The 17,086-nt window shown below is 58.1% G+C and carries 13 protein-coding genes; 7 read left to right on the forward strand and 6 right to left on the reverse strand.

Annotation, left to right across the window (positions count from 1 at the left end):
• Positions 1–254 precede the first annotated feature (254 nt).
• From AAE514_RS05775 to AAE514_RS05800, 6 genes are all read left to right on the forward strand, one after another.
• The gene (locus AAE514_RS05775; protein ID WP_347330571.1) at positions 255–674 is read left to right on the forward strand and encodes a hypothetical protein; all 420 of its coding nucleotides are present in this window, start codon (positions 255–257) and stop codon (positions 672–674) included.
• A 515-nt stretch (positions 675–1,189) separates the two neighbouring features.
• Complete coding sequence (locus tag AAE514_RS05780; protein ID WP_347330572.1) at positions 1,190–4,282, forward strand: TonB-dependent receptor; 3,093 nt, start codon at positions 1,190–1,192, stop codon at positions 4,280–4,282.
• A gap of 468 nt (positions 4,283–4,750) precedes the next feature.
• On the forward strand, positions 4,751–5,980 hold the full coding sequence (locus AAE514_RS05785) for an NAD(P)/FAD-dependent oxidoreductase (RefSeq protein ID WP_347330573.1): 1,230 nt from the start codon (positions 4,751–4,753) through the stop codon (positions 5,978–5,980).
• A 142-nt stretch (positions 5,981–6,122) separates the two neighbouring features.
• A complete protein-coding gene (locus AAE514_RS05790; protein ID WP_347330574.1) occupies positions 6,123–7,928 on the forward strand; it encodes an assimilatory sulfite reductase (NADPH) flavoprotein subunit in 1,806 nt (601 codons plus the stop codon).
• Positions 7,928–9,631: an assimilatory sulfite reductase (NADPH) hemoprotein subunit gene (cysI, locus tag AAE514_RS05795; RefSeq protein WP_347330575.1), complete on the forward strand. Its 1,704-nt coding sequence runs from the start codon at positions 7,928–7,930 to the stop codon at positions 9,629–9,631. Before AAE514_RS05790 ends, cysI begins: the two co-directional genes overlap by 1 nt.
• 290 nt (positions 9,632–9,921) lie before the next feature.
• Positions 9,922–10,128: a cold-shock protein gene (locus tag AAE514_RS05800; protein WP_347330576.1), complete on the forward strand. Its 207-nt coding sequence runs from the start codon at positions 9,922–9,924 to the stop codon at positions 10,126–10,128.
• A gap of 132 nt (positions 10,129–10,260) precedes the next feature.
• Here the strand turns inward: AAE514_RS05800 and AAE514_RS05805 are convergent, their stop codons facing one another.
• The 6 genes from AAE514_RS05805 to AAE514_RS05830 form a co-directional block, all read right to left on the reverse strand.
• Positions 10,261–10,467 carry a DUF3565 domain-containing protein gene (locus AAE514_RS05805; RefSeq protein WP_347330577.1) on the reverse strand — a complete coding sequence of 69 codons (207 nt, stop codon included), beginning with the start codon at positions 10,465–10,467 and terminating at the stop codon, positions 10,261–10,263.
• An 8-nt stretch (positions 10,468–10,475) separates the two neighbouring features.
• On the reverse strand, positions 10,476–12,149 hold the full coding sequence (locus AAE514_RS05810; RefSeq protein ID WP_347330578.1) for an FG-GAP repeat domain-containing protein: 1,674 nt from the start codon (positions 12,147–12,149) through the stop codon (positions 10,476–10,478).
• Between the two features lie 97 nt (positions 12,150–12,246).
• Positions 12,247–12,891 (reverse strand): SCO family protein, encoded by a 645-nt coding sequence (locus AAE514_RS05815; RefSeq protein ID WP_347330579.1) that lies wholly within the window; start codon positions 12,889–12,891, stop codon positions 12,247–12,249.
• Positions 12,892–12,902: 11 nt separating this feature from the next.
• Positions 12,903–13,655, reverse strand: a complete 753-nt coding sequence (locus AAE514_RS05820; RefSeq protein WP_347330580.1) for a formylglycine-generating enzyme family protein — start codon at positions 13,653–13,655, stop codon at positions 12,903–12,905.
• Between the two features lie 15 nt (positions 13,656–13,670).
• On the reverse strand, positions 13,671–14,795 hold the full coding sequence (locus AAE514_RS05825; protein ID WP_347330581.1) for a multicopper oxidase domain-containing protein: 1,125 nt from the start codon (positions 14,793–14,795) through the stop codon (positions 13,671–13,673).
• A 101-nt stretch (positions 14,796–14,896) separates the two neighbouring features.
• Positions 14,897–15,289 carry a c-type cytochrome gene (locus AAE514_RS05830; RefSeq protein ID WP_347330582.1) on the reverse strand — a complete coding sequence of 131 codons (393 nt, stop codon included), beginning with the start codon at positions 15,287–15,289 and terminating at the stop codon, positions 14,897–14,899.
• A gap of 605 nt (positions 15,290–15,894) precedes the next feature.
• On the opposite strand from AAE514_RS05830, the gene AAE514_RS05835 reads away from it, so the two are divergent.
• Entirely contained in the window at positions 15,895–17,055 is a 1,161-nt protein-coding gene (locus AAE514_RS05835) for a cytochrome P450 (RefSeq protein ID WP_347330583.1), read from the forward strand.
• Positions 17,056–17,086: the final 31 nt, after the last annotated feature.

Consider the following 17,086-nt stretch of genomic DNA (forward strand, 5'->3'; position numbering starts at 1 on the left):
CTCTTGCTTTAAACGCTTCAAATACACTCTTCAAAAAAAGGTGCGCTCCATGCACCCAGAGGCTTTTGAATATCACCTGCCGCCATCGCGAGAAGAGGGGCAACGGCAGGTGAACGGCTAGCCTACTGCCCGGGGCTCAATTTCGATATTCCCATAAGGGCCTACCCATTTGGGGGAATGACAGAGCGCCCCCAAAGTATGCACAATAGGCAGACAGTAGCAGCCTCCCTTTCCAAACCGGACGAGACCACCCCATGACAACCTTTGAGCTCAGCCACTTTGACGACTTTCTGGCCATCGCCCGCCAACAGAGCGAACCGCAGAAGCTGCTATTGGTACTGGCCAAGCGCGAGCTACCCAACGGCCACACCGAAGAGCAAGCCAAAGCCTTCGCGGAAGGTCACGGCGGCCACTTGGCGCCACTGGCGGGCATCGATAAACAGCCAAAGGAGCTGAAAGACTTTTCGGCCTTTGTTGAGGAAGCGAAGCAGGTAGATAAGGACTGGGACGCGGTGTTTGTAGCGGCGCTACCCGGAGCCGAGGGAAAGCTGCCCACACCCAAAGCAATTGACGATGCCATTGAAAAAGTCATTCATGCCATCCGCAACGGCATGATCAATAACCTACTGGTATTTGATCGCCAAGGTACCCCATTGCAGATTGCCCACGGGTAGCCGCCTATGGAGAGGGGCCTGTAAGCATTCGCCTCTCCATAACCACCCGCCTCACAAAAGCTCCGGCGCCGCCCTGCAACGTTAGCGCTGCAAGCGCCTTACGAAAGGTATAAATACCCGAAAGGCAAAAGCAAAAATCCAAGAAAAAAAGAAGGCCAGTACATTCCCTGTACTGGTTGCCTGCGTGCTCGCAAGCCAAGCGAGGGACAATACCCGGTCTCAGCGGTGCCCATAAGGCGCCATCATAGTCAGTCTCACCCCGCATTGACCATTCCCCAAAAGCGGCACTCTCCTGCGCATAGGGCTCGGTACCTCCATCCCCCTCCCCTGTAGGTAATCGGCCAGCGATCATAAATACCCAACCAGCCTAATAGATTTTTGGACTATATGGGTTCATTTTGGAGCCTCTGCGTAGAGGCACATTATGCCCTCTCGCAGAGTCGTCTAATGAAGGACACTGTTCCCAATTCGAGCACTATAAGTAATAACATTCGACAATAATATTGGAGGATCCAATGAACACAAACCGCAGTTTGGTTAAAAAACGCTTACTATCGGCAAGCATCGCCACCTTAATGGGGAGCACGCTCGGGGCCCCAGCACTGGCGCAGGAGGCCGGTCAGCTTGAGGAGATCGTCGTCACCGGTTTGCGCGCTTCTCTCGATCGTGCCATGGATATCAAACGAGATTCTTCCGGCGTGGTGGACGCCATTTCCGCAGAAGACATTGGCAAGTTTCCCGACTCAAACCTCGCCGAATCCCTACAGCGCATTACCGGTGTCTCCATTGACCGGGTAAACGGGGAAGGCTCGCAAATTACCGTGCGCGGCTTCGGTGCCGCCAACAATATGGTGACCCTCAACGGGCGCACCCTGCCCTCCGGCTACACTTATGGCGGCGGTAGCGGCGCCGGTGGGACGTCCGGCGGCGCGACCCGAGCTTTCGACTTTTCCAACCTCGCATCGGAAAGTGTGGCAGGGGTCAGTGTTTACAAGACCGGCCGAGCCTCTGTGCCCACCGGTGGTATCGGGGCCACCGTAAACATCACCACCACCAAGCCTCTGGAGAATGACCCGCTGGAGCTGTCCTTGAGCGCCAAGGCCATGCACGACACCACCGTGGGGGAGAGTGGCGAAGATATTACTCCGGAAGTGTCCGGCCTGTTTAGTTGGAAAAATAGCGCCAATACTGTCGGCTTGGCGGTCACCGCCAGCTACTCCAAGCGCAACTCCGCCACCGCCAATGCCGCCGAGAACAATTGGAACATGGCCTACTGGGACGCCGAGGCGCACGACGCCGGAGAGAACCAGGGCTTTAGCTGGACGCGTGACGAAGACAACAACATGACCGCGGTGGTCAATGGCGAACCCAGCGACGGCCAGCTATTTGCCCGCCCCAACGATTTTCGCTGGGCCTACTCCGAACGCAAGCGCGACCGGGCCAACGCCCAGGTGACCGCCCAGTTTGCCCCCCGTGAGGATGTGACCGTTACGGTGGACTATACCTATGCGGACATGAAAATTTCCGAGCATCGCGGTGAGTGGGCGCTCTGGATCGGTAACAGCTCCAGTGTCGAACAAGTGGATTTCGACAGCTCCGGGGACATTGCCGTGCCTGTCTATATTCAGGAAAACCTGAACAACAAAGACATGGGTTACGAGCAGCAGTGGCGTGAGCAACACAACACCCTGAGCTCTTTGGGGGTCAATACCGAGTGGGATGTCAGCGACTCACTAACCTTAAGGTTTGACGCCCACGATTCCAGCATGGACAACATGCCCGATGGACCTGGCCAGGCCGGTGAAATTGCCATGAGTATAGGCGCCCCCGTCGGTGAGCGTCAGTATTTCTGGTTCGGGAGCGATCTTCCCCAGGGCGCCTTTGACTGGGACGATAGCAACACCAATGACAATGACCGCTTTGACGAGCCCGACTTCGGCACCCAGCAAGGGCGGGTCTTTTACGCCTCTCAGGAAACAGACATCGCTCAGGTTCAGTTCGGCGGCACTCAGTCGTTCGACCAGAGCACCTTGGACTTCGGCCTGGAATACCGGGAAATGGAGATGCGTCAGCAAAACTCCAACCGCCAGGTACAACTGGGCAACTGGAACGTCAGTAACCCGGGTGAACTGCACAACATTCTCCACCCCTTTAACTTTGCCGCACAGTATGACGACTACGACACCTCCAAGATGAGCACCGTCGGCATGCGTGCCATTGATGTGTATGGGCTGTGTCAACAATCGCTGGGCATTTACGGCGACTACGATGGCGAATGGAATTGCGCGGCGCTGGACCAGCACCCCAATGACAACCGAGTGACCGAGGAAATTACCGCCGCCTTTGTCGAATATCAAAACAACTTTACCTTGGCCGGACTGGAAACCGACCTGCTGCTCGGGCTTCGCTACGAGGAAACCGATGTAACGTCCGCCGCGTTAATGGAAGTCCCTCAGTACCGTCCCTGGGAGAGCGATAACGACTTCCAGACTACTGTGTATTCGGAGGACCAAGCCTTTGTAGCCGAAGACCACAGCTACGAGAACCTTTTGCCCAGCTTGGACTTGAGCGTTTCGGTTACCCAGGACCTTCTCGCGCGGTTCTCCGCCAGTCAGACCATCGCCCGCCCCAACTATGGCAACCTGTACGTCTCGGTGGGCAACTTCCAGCAGGACAACCCTACCTACCTCGGTGGCACAGCGTCCGCCAGTAAGAACGATCCGAAACTCGACCCGCTGGAATCCACCAACATTGACCTGTCTCTAGAGTGGTACTTCGACGACAGCAGCTACGCCTCGGTTGGCTACTTCCGCAAGGACGTAGAAAACTTTATTGGTTCGGGCGTGCGCAATGAGCCGCACTTTGGCATGCGGGACCCGAGTGCCGGGCCGCTGGTCGAACAAGCCGAGCAGGAGTTGGAGAGCAGAGGCATTTCGGTCAACGCGGAAAGCCTGTTCACCATGACCGCCATCCTGGACAACCCGGGTGACTTCCCCAACGGCCCGGATGCCATTGAAGTAGACAGTGACAACGCCTCCCAGCTGGATACGGACTTCGTGGCGAACATGATTCAGGAGTACGACGTTGCCCCCAACGAGGATAGCCCCCTGGTTCAGTGGCGGACGACCTTCCCCATCAACCAGCGCGAAGCGGCTATTGACGGAATGGAGCTCGCATTTCAGCACTTCTTCGGTGACACCGGCTTTGGTCTGCAGGCGAACTACACTCTGGTGGACGGCGATATCGGCTTTGATGATACCGCCGACCCGAATGCCGAACAGTTCGCGCTACTGGGCCTAAGCGACACCGCCAACCTGGTTATGATGTACGAAAATCAGGGCCTTCAGGCACGGCTGGCGTGGAACTGGCGCGACGAGTTCCTGCGTCAAACCAACCAGGGCGGTTCCAATAACCCGGTGTATGTGGATGAGTACTATCAGTGGGATATGAGTGTCTCGTACGACATCAATGAACAGTTCAGTGTGTTCTTCGAAGGCCTGAACCTGACTGAAGAGAATGTACGCTGGCGTACCCGCGATGCCCGTTTGACTCAATATCTTGAGGATCTCGGTGCGCGTTACCAAGTGGGTGTTCGTTACAAATTCTAAGGAGGAAAAAAGCAGGGGCGGCAACCGCCGCCCCTCAATGCGGTATGCGGCAGACTAAGGAAACTCGCCTGCCAGGCTAGCTACTCGGGAACCAAGTTTCACGTAATACCCGTCCCCAAGTTTTATCAGACTAATGCGCCCGGTGCGCTCACACAAGACGCCTTTTGGGGTACCTCGTTCGTGCCCGCTTAACCCTCCCGCCGACGCCGGTAATAATGACGGCAGCCACTGCAATGTTTTGCGGCCGATTACCTTCGGAGAACTCCCCTGCCAACTACTCGGCGAATACCCAATCCAGCTCAATCTTCTTGGGCCTTACGCATGTCGAAAATTAAGGCACGGCACCCTGTCATCGGGAGCGCTTTATAAGAGGAAGGGCTGAGCTTAAGTAAAACTGTTCTAAAAGATATATTTAAAATGTATCTTTATGCTGGTATCGTCCTCCCTCGACCTGACAGGAGGCACGCCATGAGCCAACCCCGACACCACGACATCGTCATCATCGGCGGCGGCACCGCCGGCACCACGGTGGCCGCCTCACTACTGCGCCAACGTCCGCAACTGGATGTGGCGATCATTGAGCCCGAAGACACCCACTATTACCAGCCGGCTTTCACCCTGGTCGGTGGCGGCACCTATAAGCTGGAAGACACGGCCCGCCCCCAGGCGCAAACGCTGCCAAAGCACGCCACCTGGATTCACCAATCAGTGACGGCGCTGCATCCCGAACAACGCTTAGTCACCCTCACCGATACCACTCAAGTGCACTACAACGCCCTGGTAGTGGCGCCGGGGATTGAGTTGAACTGGAGCGCCATTGACGGTTTACCGCAAGCGCTGGGTCAAGGGGGTGTCTGCAGCAACTATGACCCGGCCCTGGCCCGTTACACTTGGCGGTGCGTTGACCGATTTAGGGGCGGGCGCGCTCTGTTTACTCAACCCGCCACGCCCATAAAGTGCGCGGGCGCACCGCAGAAGATTGCCTATCTGGCCGCACATCAATGGCGCAAGCGTCAAATAGAGCCGAGCGCATCGATCCAGTTTTACAGCGGCATGGGGGCACTGTTCAGCGTGCCGGACTTTGTGCCACACTTACAAAACGTCGCGGTGAATTACGGTATCGGCGTACACCTTACTCACAATCTCATCCGGGTAGATGGCGAAAAACGCATTGCGACCTTTGCCGTCACGGACGCGGAAGGCCACATTCAAGAGGTGGAAGAACCCTACGACTTGCTGCATGTCACGCCCCCACAGCGCGCCCCGGAGTTTGTCCGCAACAGCGTCCTGGCCAATGAAGGAGGCTGGCTGAAGGTAGACCCGCACAGTTTACAGAGCCCGGACTATCCCGAGGTATTCGCCCTGGGGGATGCCAGTTCGCTCCCCACTTCAAAAACCGCTGCGGCGGTGCGCAAACAGGCGCCAGTGGCGGTTAAGAACCTGCTGGCCCACCTGGACGGCAAGGCGCTGGAAGCCCGGTACGACGGCTACACTTCCTGCCCCGTGGTGACGGCCTACGGGAAAGTGATACTGGCCGAATTCACCTACGGGGCGAAAGTGACGCCCACACTGCCACTGAGCCCCTTTAGGGAATCACGGTTCTATTGGGTCGTAAAAAAGCACCTACTGCCGCCCTTCTATTGGCGCTATATGCTTAAGGGCAAGGAAGGCGATATAGCCCACAAGCCCCTCCGCTAAGGGGCTGCGCTGATTATTTAAAGCCTTCCGTTCTGTGCTTAGAAGACATCCATCTAAACCCCAAGGCAACTATGCCTTGAGTTTTTGTTAGCGTGCTTCACCATTAAAAGCACCACTTGCAACGCAACCGGGAATTTTTTCGATGACAGCGTCCTTGCCTCCATCGCCATTGAACGACGCCCAGCGCCAGCACGTTGATGCCCTGGTGCGGGAGCTGAATGAGCAGCAACTGGACTGGGTTCAGGGCTATTTGGCCGGTTACCGGGCCGCCCTGCGCCCCGGAGGCGAGGCGCCCTCCGCCCCGCAGCCCCAAGGTGCCAAGCTGACGATCCTGTTCGGGTCTCAGACCGGCAACGCCGAAACTCTGGCCGAACGGCTGACCGAGCAGGCCCGGGCCAAGGGGCTGGAGGTCGAATGCCTGGATATGAACGACTTCCCCGCCCGGCGGCTAAAGAAAGAGCAGCGGCTGGCCATTATTAGTTCCACACACGGCGAGGGAGACCCGCCGGACAATGCCTTGGGGCTGCACGAATACCTGCACGGGCGCAAAGCCCCGAAGCTGCCTCAGTTGCAATACGCCGTTTTGTCCTTGGGTGACTCCAGTTATGAGCACTTTTGCCAGACCGGTATCGATTTCGATGAACGACTGGCCGAACTGGGCGGCGAACGCCTAACGGACCGGGTCGATTGCGATGTGGACTTCGATGAGCCCGCCGACCAATGGATCACCGCCTTGCTAGACAAGCTCGCCGCCGCTCAACCGGCGGTGGGAGGCGGCGCCTCCGCCACTGTTTCGAGCGGACCGGCCGCGGGCGCGTCACAACCGCAAAGCCAGTACGACCGCAAACACCCTTTTACCGCTCCACTGCTGGATCGGGTGAAGCTCACTGGCCGGGGGTCCGACAAATCCGTGCATCATATTGAGTTGTCGCTGGAGGAGTCGGGGCTGAGCTATTCCCCCGGCGATTCGCTGGGCATTTACGCCCAGAACGACCCCGCGCTAGTGGCACAGCTGCTGGAGCACAGCGGCCTGGACGGGGAACAAATCGTCACCGTTAAAGACGAGCCCTTAACGCTCTCCCAGGCGCTACAACATCACCTGGAACTGACCCGCCTGACCCCGCCGACGGTACAGCAGTGGGCCAAGCTGAGCGACTCGTCCTCGCTCCACTCATTGGTGGACAACAAACGCGAGCTCATTCAGTGGTTGCACGGGCGGGACCTGTTGGATTTGTGGCAGGCCTACCCGGTGAAGGGGTTGGAGGCACAAACTCTGGTGGACCATCTGCGCCGGCTACCGCCGCGCCTCTACTCCATCGCTTCCAGCCAGGCGGCGGTGGACGATGAGGTGCACTTAACCGTGGCCGCCGTGCGCTACGAGCAGCGGGGACGAGCGCGCGAAGGCGTGGGGTCTACCTGGTTGGCCGATCGATTGACACTGGATGACAGCGCCCCGGTATTCATTGACCGCAACAAAAATTTCCGGCTGCCGGAAAACGGCGACACACCGATTGTCATGATTGGTCCCGGCACGGGCATAGCGCCCTTCCGGGCGTTTATGCAGGAACGCGAAGCTCTGGAACAGCCGGGTAAAAACTGGCTGTTTTTCGGGGACCGCCGCTTTCGCACCGACTTTCTCTACCAGCGCGAATGGTTGCAGTGGCGAAAACAAGGGCTGCTCAGCCGACTGGATGTGGCCTTCTCCCGGGACGGGCCCGAAAAAGTGTACGTGCAACACCGCATTCGCGAAGCCGGCGCCGAGCTCTGGCGGTGGCTGGAAGACGGTGCCCACATTTACGTGTGCGGCGATGCCAACGCCATGGCACCGGATGTCCATGAAGCATTGATTGATGTGGTGGCAAGCCAGGGCCACAAAAGCCGGGAAAACGCCGAGCAATACCTGCGTGAGATGACCCGAGACAAACGCTACCAGCGGGATGTGTACTGATGAGTGAATCACTACCGGAAGCCGAACAGATCAAACGCGAAAGCCGTTACCTGCGGGGCAGCCTGCGCGAGTCTCTAGCCGATGAGGCCACGGGCGCGCTGCGCGATGAGGACACCCATTTGAGCAAGTTCCACGGCCTGTACCAACAGGACGACCGGGACCTGCGCGACGAGCGGCGACTACAGAAACTGGAGCCGCACTTTCAGTTTATGCTCCGCCTGCGGCTGCCCGGCGGCGTACTCACGCCCAACCAATGGCTGGGGTTGGATGAGGTGGCGGACCGCTTCGCCGACGGCAGCCTGCGCCTGACCACCCGGCAAACCTTCCAGTTTCACCGGGTGTTCAAGGAAAACCTGGCCTCCCTGATTCAGCACCTGGACAAGCTCGGGCTGGACAGTCGCGGCGCCTGCGGCGATGTGAATCGCAACGTGGTGACCAACGTTAACCCGCACCTCTCCGCCAGCCATCAAACCGTGTACAACGCCGCCGTACAGATTAGTGAACGGTTGAACTGGCGTTCGGCCGCCTACGAGGAAGTCTGGTTAAATCAGCCGGAAAAACAAACCGAGGAGGAAGAGGAGCCGTTCTATACGCACCGCTACCTGCCCCGTAAGTTCAAAGTGGCCATTGCCCTGCCCCCACACAACGACTGCGATGTGTTGGCCAATGACATCGGTCTAATTGCTATTGAGGAAAACGGCGAGATCATCGGCTACAACATCGCGGTGGGCGGCGGCATGGGCATGACCTATGGCGACCGGGCAACCTACCCGCGCCTGGCCACCCCGGTGGGCTTTGTGCCTGCCGATCAAGTGGTGGATGCCTGTGAAGCCATTGTCGCAATTCAGCGCGATCACGGCTGCCGCACCAACCGGGCCCATGCGCGCTTCAAATACACTCTGGACGACTACGGGCTGGACTGGTTCAAGGAACGGTTTGCCGAAGTTCATGGCTGGCCCCTGGAACCCCTGCGCGACTATACCCTCACAGACAGCGGTGACCGCTTTGGCTGGACGGAAGACGATGAAGGGTTTCACCACCTCACCCTGTTCACCCCCAGCGGCCGTATTCGGGACTTTGAGCAACTGAAACTACGCACCGCCCTGCGCAGCATCGCCAAAATCCACTCGGGCGAATTTCGGATTACCTGCAACCAGAACTTGATCATCTCGCGGGTCAACGCCAAGGAGCGCTCGGCCATCCAAAAGCTGGTGGACCATTACGGACTGGATGACGGCAGCCGGAGCACGCCTCTGGCCCGCAACGCCATTTCTTGCGTGGCCTTTCCCACCTGCGGGCTGGCCATGGCCGAGTCCGAGCGTTACCTGCCTGAGCTGACCGATAAGATTCATGGCCTGATGGAAGAGGCCGGTATTGGCCAGGAAACGATTCAACTACGGGTTTCCGGTTGCCCCAACGGCTGCGCCCGGCCCTACCTGGGAGAAATCGCGCTCACCGGCAAGGCGCCCGGCAAGTACAATTTATATTTGGGCGCGGACACGGGCGGCCAGCGGCTAAACCGCCTCTACCGGGAGAACATCGACGAAGAAGAGATTTTAGCCGAACTGAAACCGCTCCTGAGCCGTTTTGCCAAGGAGCGAAAGCCCGGCAAGGGCTTTGGCGATTTTCTGTACCAATCCGGCGTGCTGAGCGCCAACACCGGCCCGACCGACTTTCACGAGCCGCTCATTGCCCGCGGATGAGTTTATACGCGCCCCTCTGAGCCCGCGCGAGCCCAGTGACTCGCGCGGGGTTCGCTTACCTTTTTCAGGAGCTCAAAAAGAGCGAAAGAAATTCATTGACAGGGGATTTTTAAGCTGTACTATGGGCAGCGTTAGGAAGTTCTGATTTATATTGTAAAAACCTGTTCGATCCCTGCCAGTAGTTAGCAACTCAGTAGCGCGTCATCGTCCTGTCTTTTTAAGTAATAGAATCTTTCCAGCAGCACCGGTCCATACGGACCAACATTAATAGTTTTTTTATAGGTACGATTATGTCAGCAGCTACAGGTACAGTTAAGTGGTTCAACGAAGCAAAAGGTTTTGGTTTTATTGAGCAAGAGTCTGGTGCAGACGTTTTTGCTCACTTCAGCGCCATTGTCGGTTCAGGTTTCAAAACCCTGGCTGAAGGCCAAGCGGTTAGCTTCAATGTGACTCAAGGCCAGAAAGGTCTTCAGGCCGAGAACATTCAAGCTATCTAAGCATTAATTTGCCCGCATAGTTTTGAACTCAGCGCCCCGGCGCTGGGGTTCTAGAAAAGCGGCTCCCCTCGGGGAGCCGCTTTTTTTATGCGTGAAGAGCTGGGAACAACCGCTAGTGGGCCGTGCGAGTTTTCACAGGTTATCTCTAGGCTCGCCCCGATCACACTTTTTACAGTCGAGCCGCTCGCCCAACATGGCCGCCCGCCCCATTTCCGTAATCACCCAGGGGCGCTCCACCCAGGGTGGCTTGTGGCGCACATGCTGATTGTGGCCACATTCCAGTTCAGCCACCCAGTGATCTTCTTCGTCTTTGTGATAGCCAATCATTGGTTGTTGCACGTTCTACCTTACTCTTCGGTTCTGTCGTCCGGGCGGGGGGAGTTCACTGCATTAGGGCTCTTTGGCGGGGCTTGTTCCAACCAAAACAACCTTGTGTGTGTATCCTCCCCAGACGGGTCAGGGGCCTGCTTTTTGGTTTTGCCGGTCATAAGCGCTCGCAGTAAATCCATACGAAACGCGCCGGACAATACATCCATTCGGCCATTGCCGTTCAGGTCCGCCACCACCATGGGCACCATACCATCGTGATTCCCCGCCAGGGCGCGCGGCCGGAAATTCTGTTTTCCGTCGTTTTCAAACCAGATCATGGATTGGCGCTCGGGGTCCTCCCAGTGGTTGACCCAACTGCTGGCGATGACATCTTGGTGGCCGTCGCCGTTGATATCTGCCACCGTTGCCTTGGCGGCGCCGTAGTAACGGCCGATATCGCGATAGTCGAACTGCAGGTCGCCCCGATTGTGCAGCCACTGCACGCCGTGGTAAGGCTTTGGGTCGTTCTGGGTGTCGAAGGCATCGCCGTTGGTCATAATCAAGTCCGGCCGGCCATCCTGGTCCAGGTCCGCTACCTGCAGTTGAGTGAAGCCGTACATGGGGTGTGGCGCCCGGGCAATTTCCATGGGTCGGTACTCCCCTTTCCCCGCGTTGATAAAGGCCATCACCACTTCGTGTTCCTGAGCGATCAGGGTGACCAAGTCTCGCCGGCCATTGCCATTAAGGTCCACGGGGATCACATTCAGCGCACCACTCAGACTCGACAGAGCATGCCGCTCAAATCCGTCCTTTCCTCGATTTTCAAGCCAAAGCACGCCCCCCAGGTTATTCCCGCCGAAAACCGCCACGGCCAAATCCAACCGCCCGTCCTCGTTCATATCCAGCACCTGCACATCGGCAATTCGCCCGAGGCCCTCATAAAGCATTCGCTTGTCGAACTTGCCTTTCTCATTCTGAGCAAGGAGGTACAGCTTGCCCTTCAGGCGGCCACTCGGGGGCAGCTCTCCCAAATCCGCCACCACAATGTCCATCCGGCCGTTGCCGGTGTAGTCCAGCACCCGCGTTTGAATCGGCAAGGTAAAGTCGGCCAGGGGCGTTTCCCGCCAGCGCATGGGCTCACGGCCCTCGGCCTCCAGCAAGGTCAACTGTTTTTGCTCGCCGTCACATACCAAAAAGGCGTGTGCCGCCTCGCGTTCGAAATCCTCGGGCGCGACCTGCTGGATGTTGAGTATTTGGGGTACGGCGGAACCTTCGCCAATGCGCTCAACGGTCCACCGAGGGCCGCCGTCGGCCGGCGTGACTTGCGGCAGCTTCGGTAGCGTTTCGGGGCTGGACCCATAATAAAGGGCCTTAATATGAGGGACGGCCTCGGGGGGAATCATCTCACCGCCGGTGCGCTTTTGTGCCAACTCTACCATGGCGTCAATCACACCCGGCCAGCTGCGCTTGGGCAGCAGCGACGGCGAGGGGAGCGCGTGACAACCGCCACAGAAACGCTCGGCGAGCTGGATAACCTCCTCCGTGGACTTGGGTGCTGAAGTAACATCAGACTCCAGGGCCTGACCGACGGACGCCGGGGCCCCAAAGAACACGGCCCCCGACAGCGTAGCGGCAAGGGCGCGCGGCAAAAGGCTCGACGAGAGGTTGGCGAATACCTTAAAAAATACTGAGGCTCGATCTGATAGGTTCATACTCACTCCTTGAGCGCAGCTAACCACAATACGCCCAGGCAAACACTACCCCAAATAGGGTAGCAAAGTAAGCTCAGGTTCCCTTACATCGACCGGCCTAGTCAAGACTCACAGCTTTCACAGCGTCTGTTACCGGTTGGTTCAACCCTTCATGACGATGGACCAGCTCCCCCTTGGTATTGAGTACCGCAATCACGTTACTGTGGTCATAGCCCCCCTCTGGGTTCTTTCGGTAGCGAACGCCCAGCAAAGTCGCCAGAGTGCGCACATCCGTCGCCGAACCCGTAGCGAAATGCCAGGCCTCGCCGTCGGCACGTACATTCTGAGCATATTGGTTCAGCGCTTCGGGCGTATCGCCTTCGGTATCAAAACTCACCAGCAACAGGGCCGTCCGGGCTCGCTGAGCTTCGGGCAACGCTTGTTGGATACGCTTCACATCCTGCACCAACACCGGACAGGCGGTGGTACAACTGGCGTATAACATTGTCACGATTACCGGCCGCCCCGCCAAATCCGCGAGAGTTACGGCTTCACCCCGATGGGTTTGCCAAACGGCGTCCAGTTGGTGAAGCGAGCCCTCCGGAACCTGTGAGACCATCGGCAGTGGGGTGTGGTGCATTCCACTGTGGTGGTCATGGCCGTGATGGTTGTGATGGTCGTGCCCGGTGTCGGCCCCCAGGGCATTCGCGGTGGTCAGGCTCCAGAGTGCGAGGGCCACACCCATCAGCTTTGCCGATTTCATAATAACCTCCATTAAGGATAGACGCAGCGAAAGCCCTGATTACTGGCGGTGGTCTCCGGGGAGATATTGCTGCGCATTTGGTAGCGTAATAAGGTGGCGTAATGGGCACTGTCGTAGCGAGCGATCAGGCGGCCGGTATCGCCGCAGGAGCCTCCACCAAAATCGATCTGGTCGCCATTGCCCAATAGCAACTGGTAGTCCTCTAGCCACTCATTCACCGGACCTATAAACCCGCTGACGCCCAGTGCCTCATCCCGCAGGGCGGTGGGGCGTTGCTCGCCATACCAGGCGAAAACGGCGTTGGCGTAATCTTCGTCACTGTGCTCGTTTAGCGTCCGCCACAAGTTCGCGAGGTATTCCCACTGAACCAGCGTGGGCAAGGCCCCCTCCCGGGCCTGGCAGTAGGCCCGGGCGGCGTACCAGGAAACATGCACCACGGGGGCGTCGGGTTCGCCGTTCGGCTCCAGGTCTGAATGCCAGTGCTTGAGATACCCTCCATCCTGAAACAACCCGGCCAGCGCCGAACGGCGCCAGGCCGGATGGGCCTGAACAAACGCCGCATAGTCCGCTCGAGAGACCGGGCGCGGATCCACCCGAAAGGTATCGACCCATTCGGTCTGGACATCCCGATCCAGCAGTACCGCGTGCTCAAACGTGCCTTCTGGCACGGTTACCGGGGGCTCGGTAGCGTGGGCATCGGTCGCCCACGCCATAAGCAATCCCCACCCCACGACTCCGAGAAACTGAACGGTTGGCAGGCCCATGATGGCTGTGTCCTCTTATTGAACCGGTGCGGCAATCAAAGCGCCGGCCGCGCCACGTTCGGCGTCATGGAACTCGTGATCCACCAGCTTGTACAGGCCGTCTTCAGGCACGATAAACTCCATCACCGCTCCGTTACTGGCCCCGAGCAACACGGTCTGCATACCCCGCCACTCGTTCTCCAGGTTACCCTCATACCAGACGCGGTCGAAAATTGCCCCAATGACATGGAAGCTGGAGGTCCCATTCGGACCGGCGTTCAACACGTGGAGTCGGACGCGGTCGCCTTTACTGGCTTTCAACGGTTGGTCCATCAGCGCAGAAACGTGACCGTTAAAGGTGACATGGCTGGGGTTATTCGCCATGGCGGCCTGGTGGTCGTAGATGTAAGACTCACCCATTTTCTGGAGGTAAAACTCCGACTGAGTGATCACATATTCGTGATCGGCCTCGGTGGGGTAGCCCTCTTTGGGAGAAACCACGACCGCGCCGTACTGCCCCATGGCGGTGTGCATCAGCACGCTGGAGGTGCCACAGTGGTACATGTAGACGCCGGGATAGTTGGCGACCCACTCAAAGCGAATGGTTTCCCCCGGGGAGATGCTGCGCCACTTGTCATCAGCGGCGACGGTGCCGCTATGAAAGTCCATAGAGTGCGGCATGGGAGAAATCGCCGAGCCGGGCTTTTGGTATGGGTTATCAGCCAGCTGCCGGTAGAAGGGCGCCGCATCCTTCGCCGGGCTGGTGACCACTACCGCCTCATCCGAGCGGTTCTTCATGGTAAAAATCACCCGGTCCCCTTCGCGCACATGCAGAACCGGGCCCGGCACGCTGCCGCCATAGGTCCAGGCGTTATAGCTTACCCCCGGCGCCACCTCCACTTTCTGCGCCACTGTGTCCATGCGAACATGATGCGTTTTATTACCCTCATAATCGAGCTTGGCCAGGTGCGGGGAAGCGGTCACGTATTCCCCCACCACGGCATCGCCCTGATAGTCTTCCCGGTACACTTCAGCTTCGGGCATACCGTACACCCGGCCGTCCACAACAAACTCCTCCGCCGGAGAAACCGATGCGGTTTGCGAACAACCGGCCAACCACAAGGCCGAGGCCACACCCGCTCCCAACACTACTGATTTCATAACTGTTTTCATCGCTTTACTCTCTTTCCAAGGGAACCACACTAAGGGAACCACACTCATTAACAAACACTCTCAATATCAAGAACCGTCCCTTTCAATGTCTAGCGCAGGGCTTGAACCGACGCTTCCGAAATCGCCCCATCCCCACCATTCAAATCCGACAAAATGTAAGCCACCAAATCCACAATTTTCTGGTTGTCGATATGGCCCATGGGGGGCATAGCGCCGTTGTATTGTTTACCGTTCACTTCCAGTGGCCCGGAAACGCCTTTAATAATGGCTTCGGCCAGGTATTGCGGATTACCGGCGATATTGGGATTATTCGCCAGGGGCGGAAAGGCGCCCGGAACGCCCGCCCCGGCGGCCTGATGGCAGGCCTGACAGTTTTGCTGGTAAACGGTTTTTCCGTTGGCGGGGTCGGCGGCCCAGGCGTTGCCCGCCAACACCACCACCGCGCCGAAGCTGAGTAAACATTGCCTAATACACAGGTTCATAGGACACCTCTTGCTGAAATAACGAGGAAGATAAAGTGAGGCGCGGACAAGCCCTGACTCCACCGCTTCCGACCGACCAAAAAAAGCCCGAAGATGAAAACACCTTCGGGCCTGCTCATTGGGGATTCGGCATCGGCGTGAACAACAGCGCTACTCCATGGCTTACCATCGGGATAGGCATACTCTCTGGCACAATTGTTCATACGCATCTCAATCTGTTACAGGGAGATCCGACGCTGTTACGATCTCACCCACAACTCGATATAAACAGAAATTCTCGTGCCGGAGTATTCCCCCGAATGAATACTCCCCATAAGCCGTTTCAGCTACCTACTTTTAGACTGTGAAAAGAGGCTCGGAAGCCCTCTACTCACGAAGAAGTATTCCCCAAACTCTTAGGCGGTAGTCCCGTGGAAGCGCTTGTGTCCGGCGTTGTAACATGAGCCCCGGCAATCGTTGCCGAATTAGCCCTTCCCGCTAAACCTGCAAAACCAACAGCACAAAATAACAACGTCATCGCCGGCTTCGCTTCGGCCTCCCCCAAGCGGAGCGGCGCTGGGCGCACGCGCACGTTGTTTTTGGGAGTTGTTTTTGGGAGACGAGTAATGACCGATGTAAAAAGTGAGCACGACTGGGACCCCAGATCCGAGGAGGTTCTAGAGCACCCCCTCGCCGCATTCGACCAAATGCGGAACCAGTGCCCGGTTGCCCATAGTCAATATATGGGCTGGTCAGTGTTCCGCCATGAAGATGTACTTAAGGTGGTGGAGGATCATGAAACCTTCAGCAATCAGGCCTCCAAGCACCGGTCCGTTCCCAACGGGCTGGACATGCCCGAGCACACCCCCTACAGAAAGCTGATCGAGCCGTTCTTTTCTCGGGCCCGCATGGCTTGGTTCGAGCCTCTGTGCCGGGAAGTCTCCGCCGAGCTGGTCGGTAAGGCTCTCAACCGTCGGGAAGTGGATATTATTCCGGAACTGGCCGAGAACTTTGCGCTGAAAATTCAGTGCGCTTTTCTCGGCTGGCCCGACAGCCTGCAGGAGCCCCTTCGCCAGTGGGCCCATGAAAACCACGAGGCTACTCTGGCGGGCGACCGCGAAGCCATGGGCGAAATTGCCCAGCGCTTCAGCCGTTACATTCACGAACTGTTGGAAAACCGCCGCGAACAGGGCGAGGGGGCACCGAACGATGTGACCACGGAGATAATGAACAGCCGCATCAACGGCGAACCCATTTCCGAGGAGGATATTGTCAGTATTCTCAGAAACTGGACCGTGGGCGAAGTCGGCACCATCGCCGCTTCCATCGGGTTGCTAATGAAGTACCTGGCAGAGCAACCGGAGCTACAGGAGACATTGCGCCGGGAGCCCGACCACATTCCCGAAGCGGTGGATGAAATTTTGCGCATTCACGGCCCCCTCCTCACCAACCGCCGCCGAGCCACCCGAGCGGTCACTTTGGGCGAGCGTGCCATCGGCTGCGAGGAGCGAGTCACCGTCAACTGGGTATCGGCCAACCGGGATGAGGCAGTCTTCCCCGAGCCCGACCGCTTCCGGTGGGGACGGGATCAAAGCCAAAACCTGCTGTATGGCGCCGGGCTGCACGTCTGCCCCGGAGCGCCGCTGGCGCGGCTGGAGCTTAGAGTGTTTATTGAAGAGTTACTGGCCGCGACCGGCGGGTTCACACCCACACCCGGCAGGTCCCCGGTCGGTGCCCACTACCCTGCCAGCGGGTATCAACATTTATGGTTGGACTTTCGAGCCTAGCGTTCGCGCGCCTTGCCCAGAGCGCTTGTGT

Origin of the sequence: Marinimicrobium locisalis, from assembly GCF_039822625.1 — a bacterium.
GTDB classification, from domain to species: domain Bacteria; phylum Pseudomonadota; class Gammaproteobacteria; order Pseudomonadales; family Cellvibrionaceae; genus Marinimicrobium; species Marinimicrobium locisalis.

Bases quoted from the DNA above. Each gene is read 5' to 3' on its own strand.
- AAE514_RS05775 (WP_347330571.1), top strand. From the start codon at position 255: ATGACAACCTTTGAGCTCAGCCACTTTGACGACTTTCTGGCCATCGCC.
- AAE514_RS05780 (WP_347330572.1), top strand. From the start codon at position 1,190: ATGAACACAAACCGCAGTTTGGTTAAAAAACGCTTACTATCGGCAAGC.
- AAE514_RS05785 (WP_347330573.1), top strand. From the start codon at position 4,751: ATGAGCCAACCCCGACACCACGACATCGTCATCATCGGCGGCGGCACC.
- AAE514_RS05790 (WP_347330574.1), top strand. From the start codon at position 6,123: ATGACAGCGTCCTTGCCTCCATCGCCATTGAACGACGCCCAGCGCCAG.
- cysI (WP_347330575.1), top strand. From the start codon at position 7,928: ATGAGTGAATCACTACCGGAAGCCGAACAGATCAAACGCGAAAGCCGT.
- AAE514_RS05800 (WP_347330576.1), top strand. From the start codon at position 9,922: ATGTCAGCAGCTACAGGTACAGTTAAGTGGTTCAACGAAGCAAAAGGT.
- AAE514_RS05810 (WP_347330578.1), bottom strand. From the start codon at position 12,149: ATGAACCTATCAGATCGAGCCTCAGTATTTTTTAAGGTATTCGCCAAC.
- AAE514_RS05815 (WP_347330579.1), bottom strand. From the start codon at position 12,891: ATGAAATCGGCAAAGCTGATGGGTGTGGCCCTCGCACTCTGGAGCCTG.
- AAE514_RS05820 (WP_347330580.1), bottom strand. From the start codon at position 13,655: ATGGGCCTGCCAACCGTTCAGTTTCTCGGAGTCGTGGGGTGGGGATTG.
- AAE514_RS05825 (WP_347330581.1), bottom strand. From the start codon at position 14,795: ATGAAATCAGTAGTGTTGGGAGCGGGTGTGGCCTCGGCCTTGTGGTTG.
- AAE514_RS05830 (WP_347330582.1), bottom strand. From the start codon at position 15,289: ATGAACCTGTGTATTAGGCAATGTTTACTCAGCTTCGGCGCGGTGGTG.
- AAE514_RS05835 (WP_347330583.1), top strand. From the start codon at position 15,895: ATGACCGATGTAAAAAGTGAGCACGACTGGGACCCCAGATCCGAGGAG.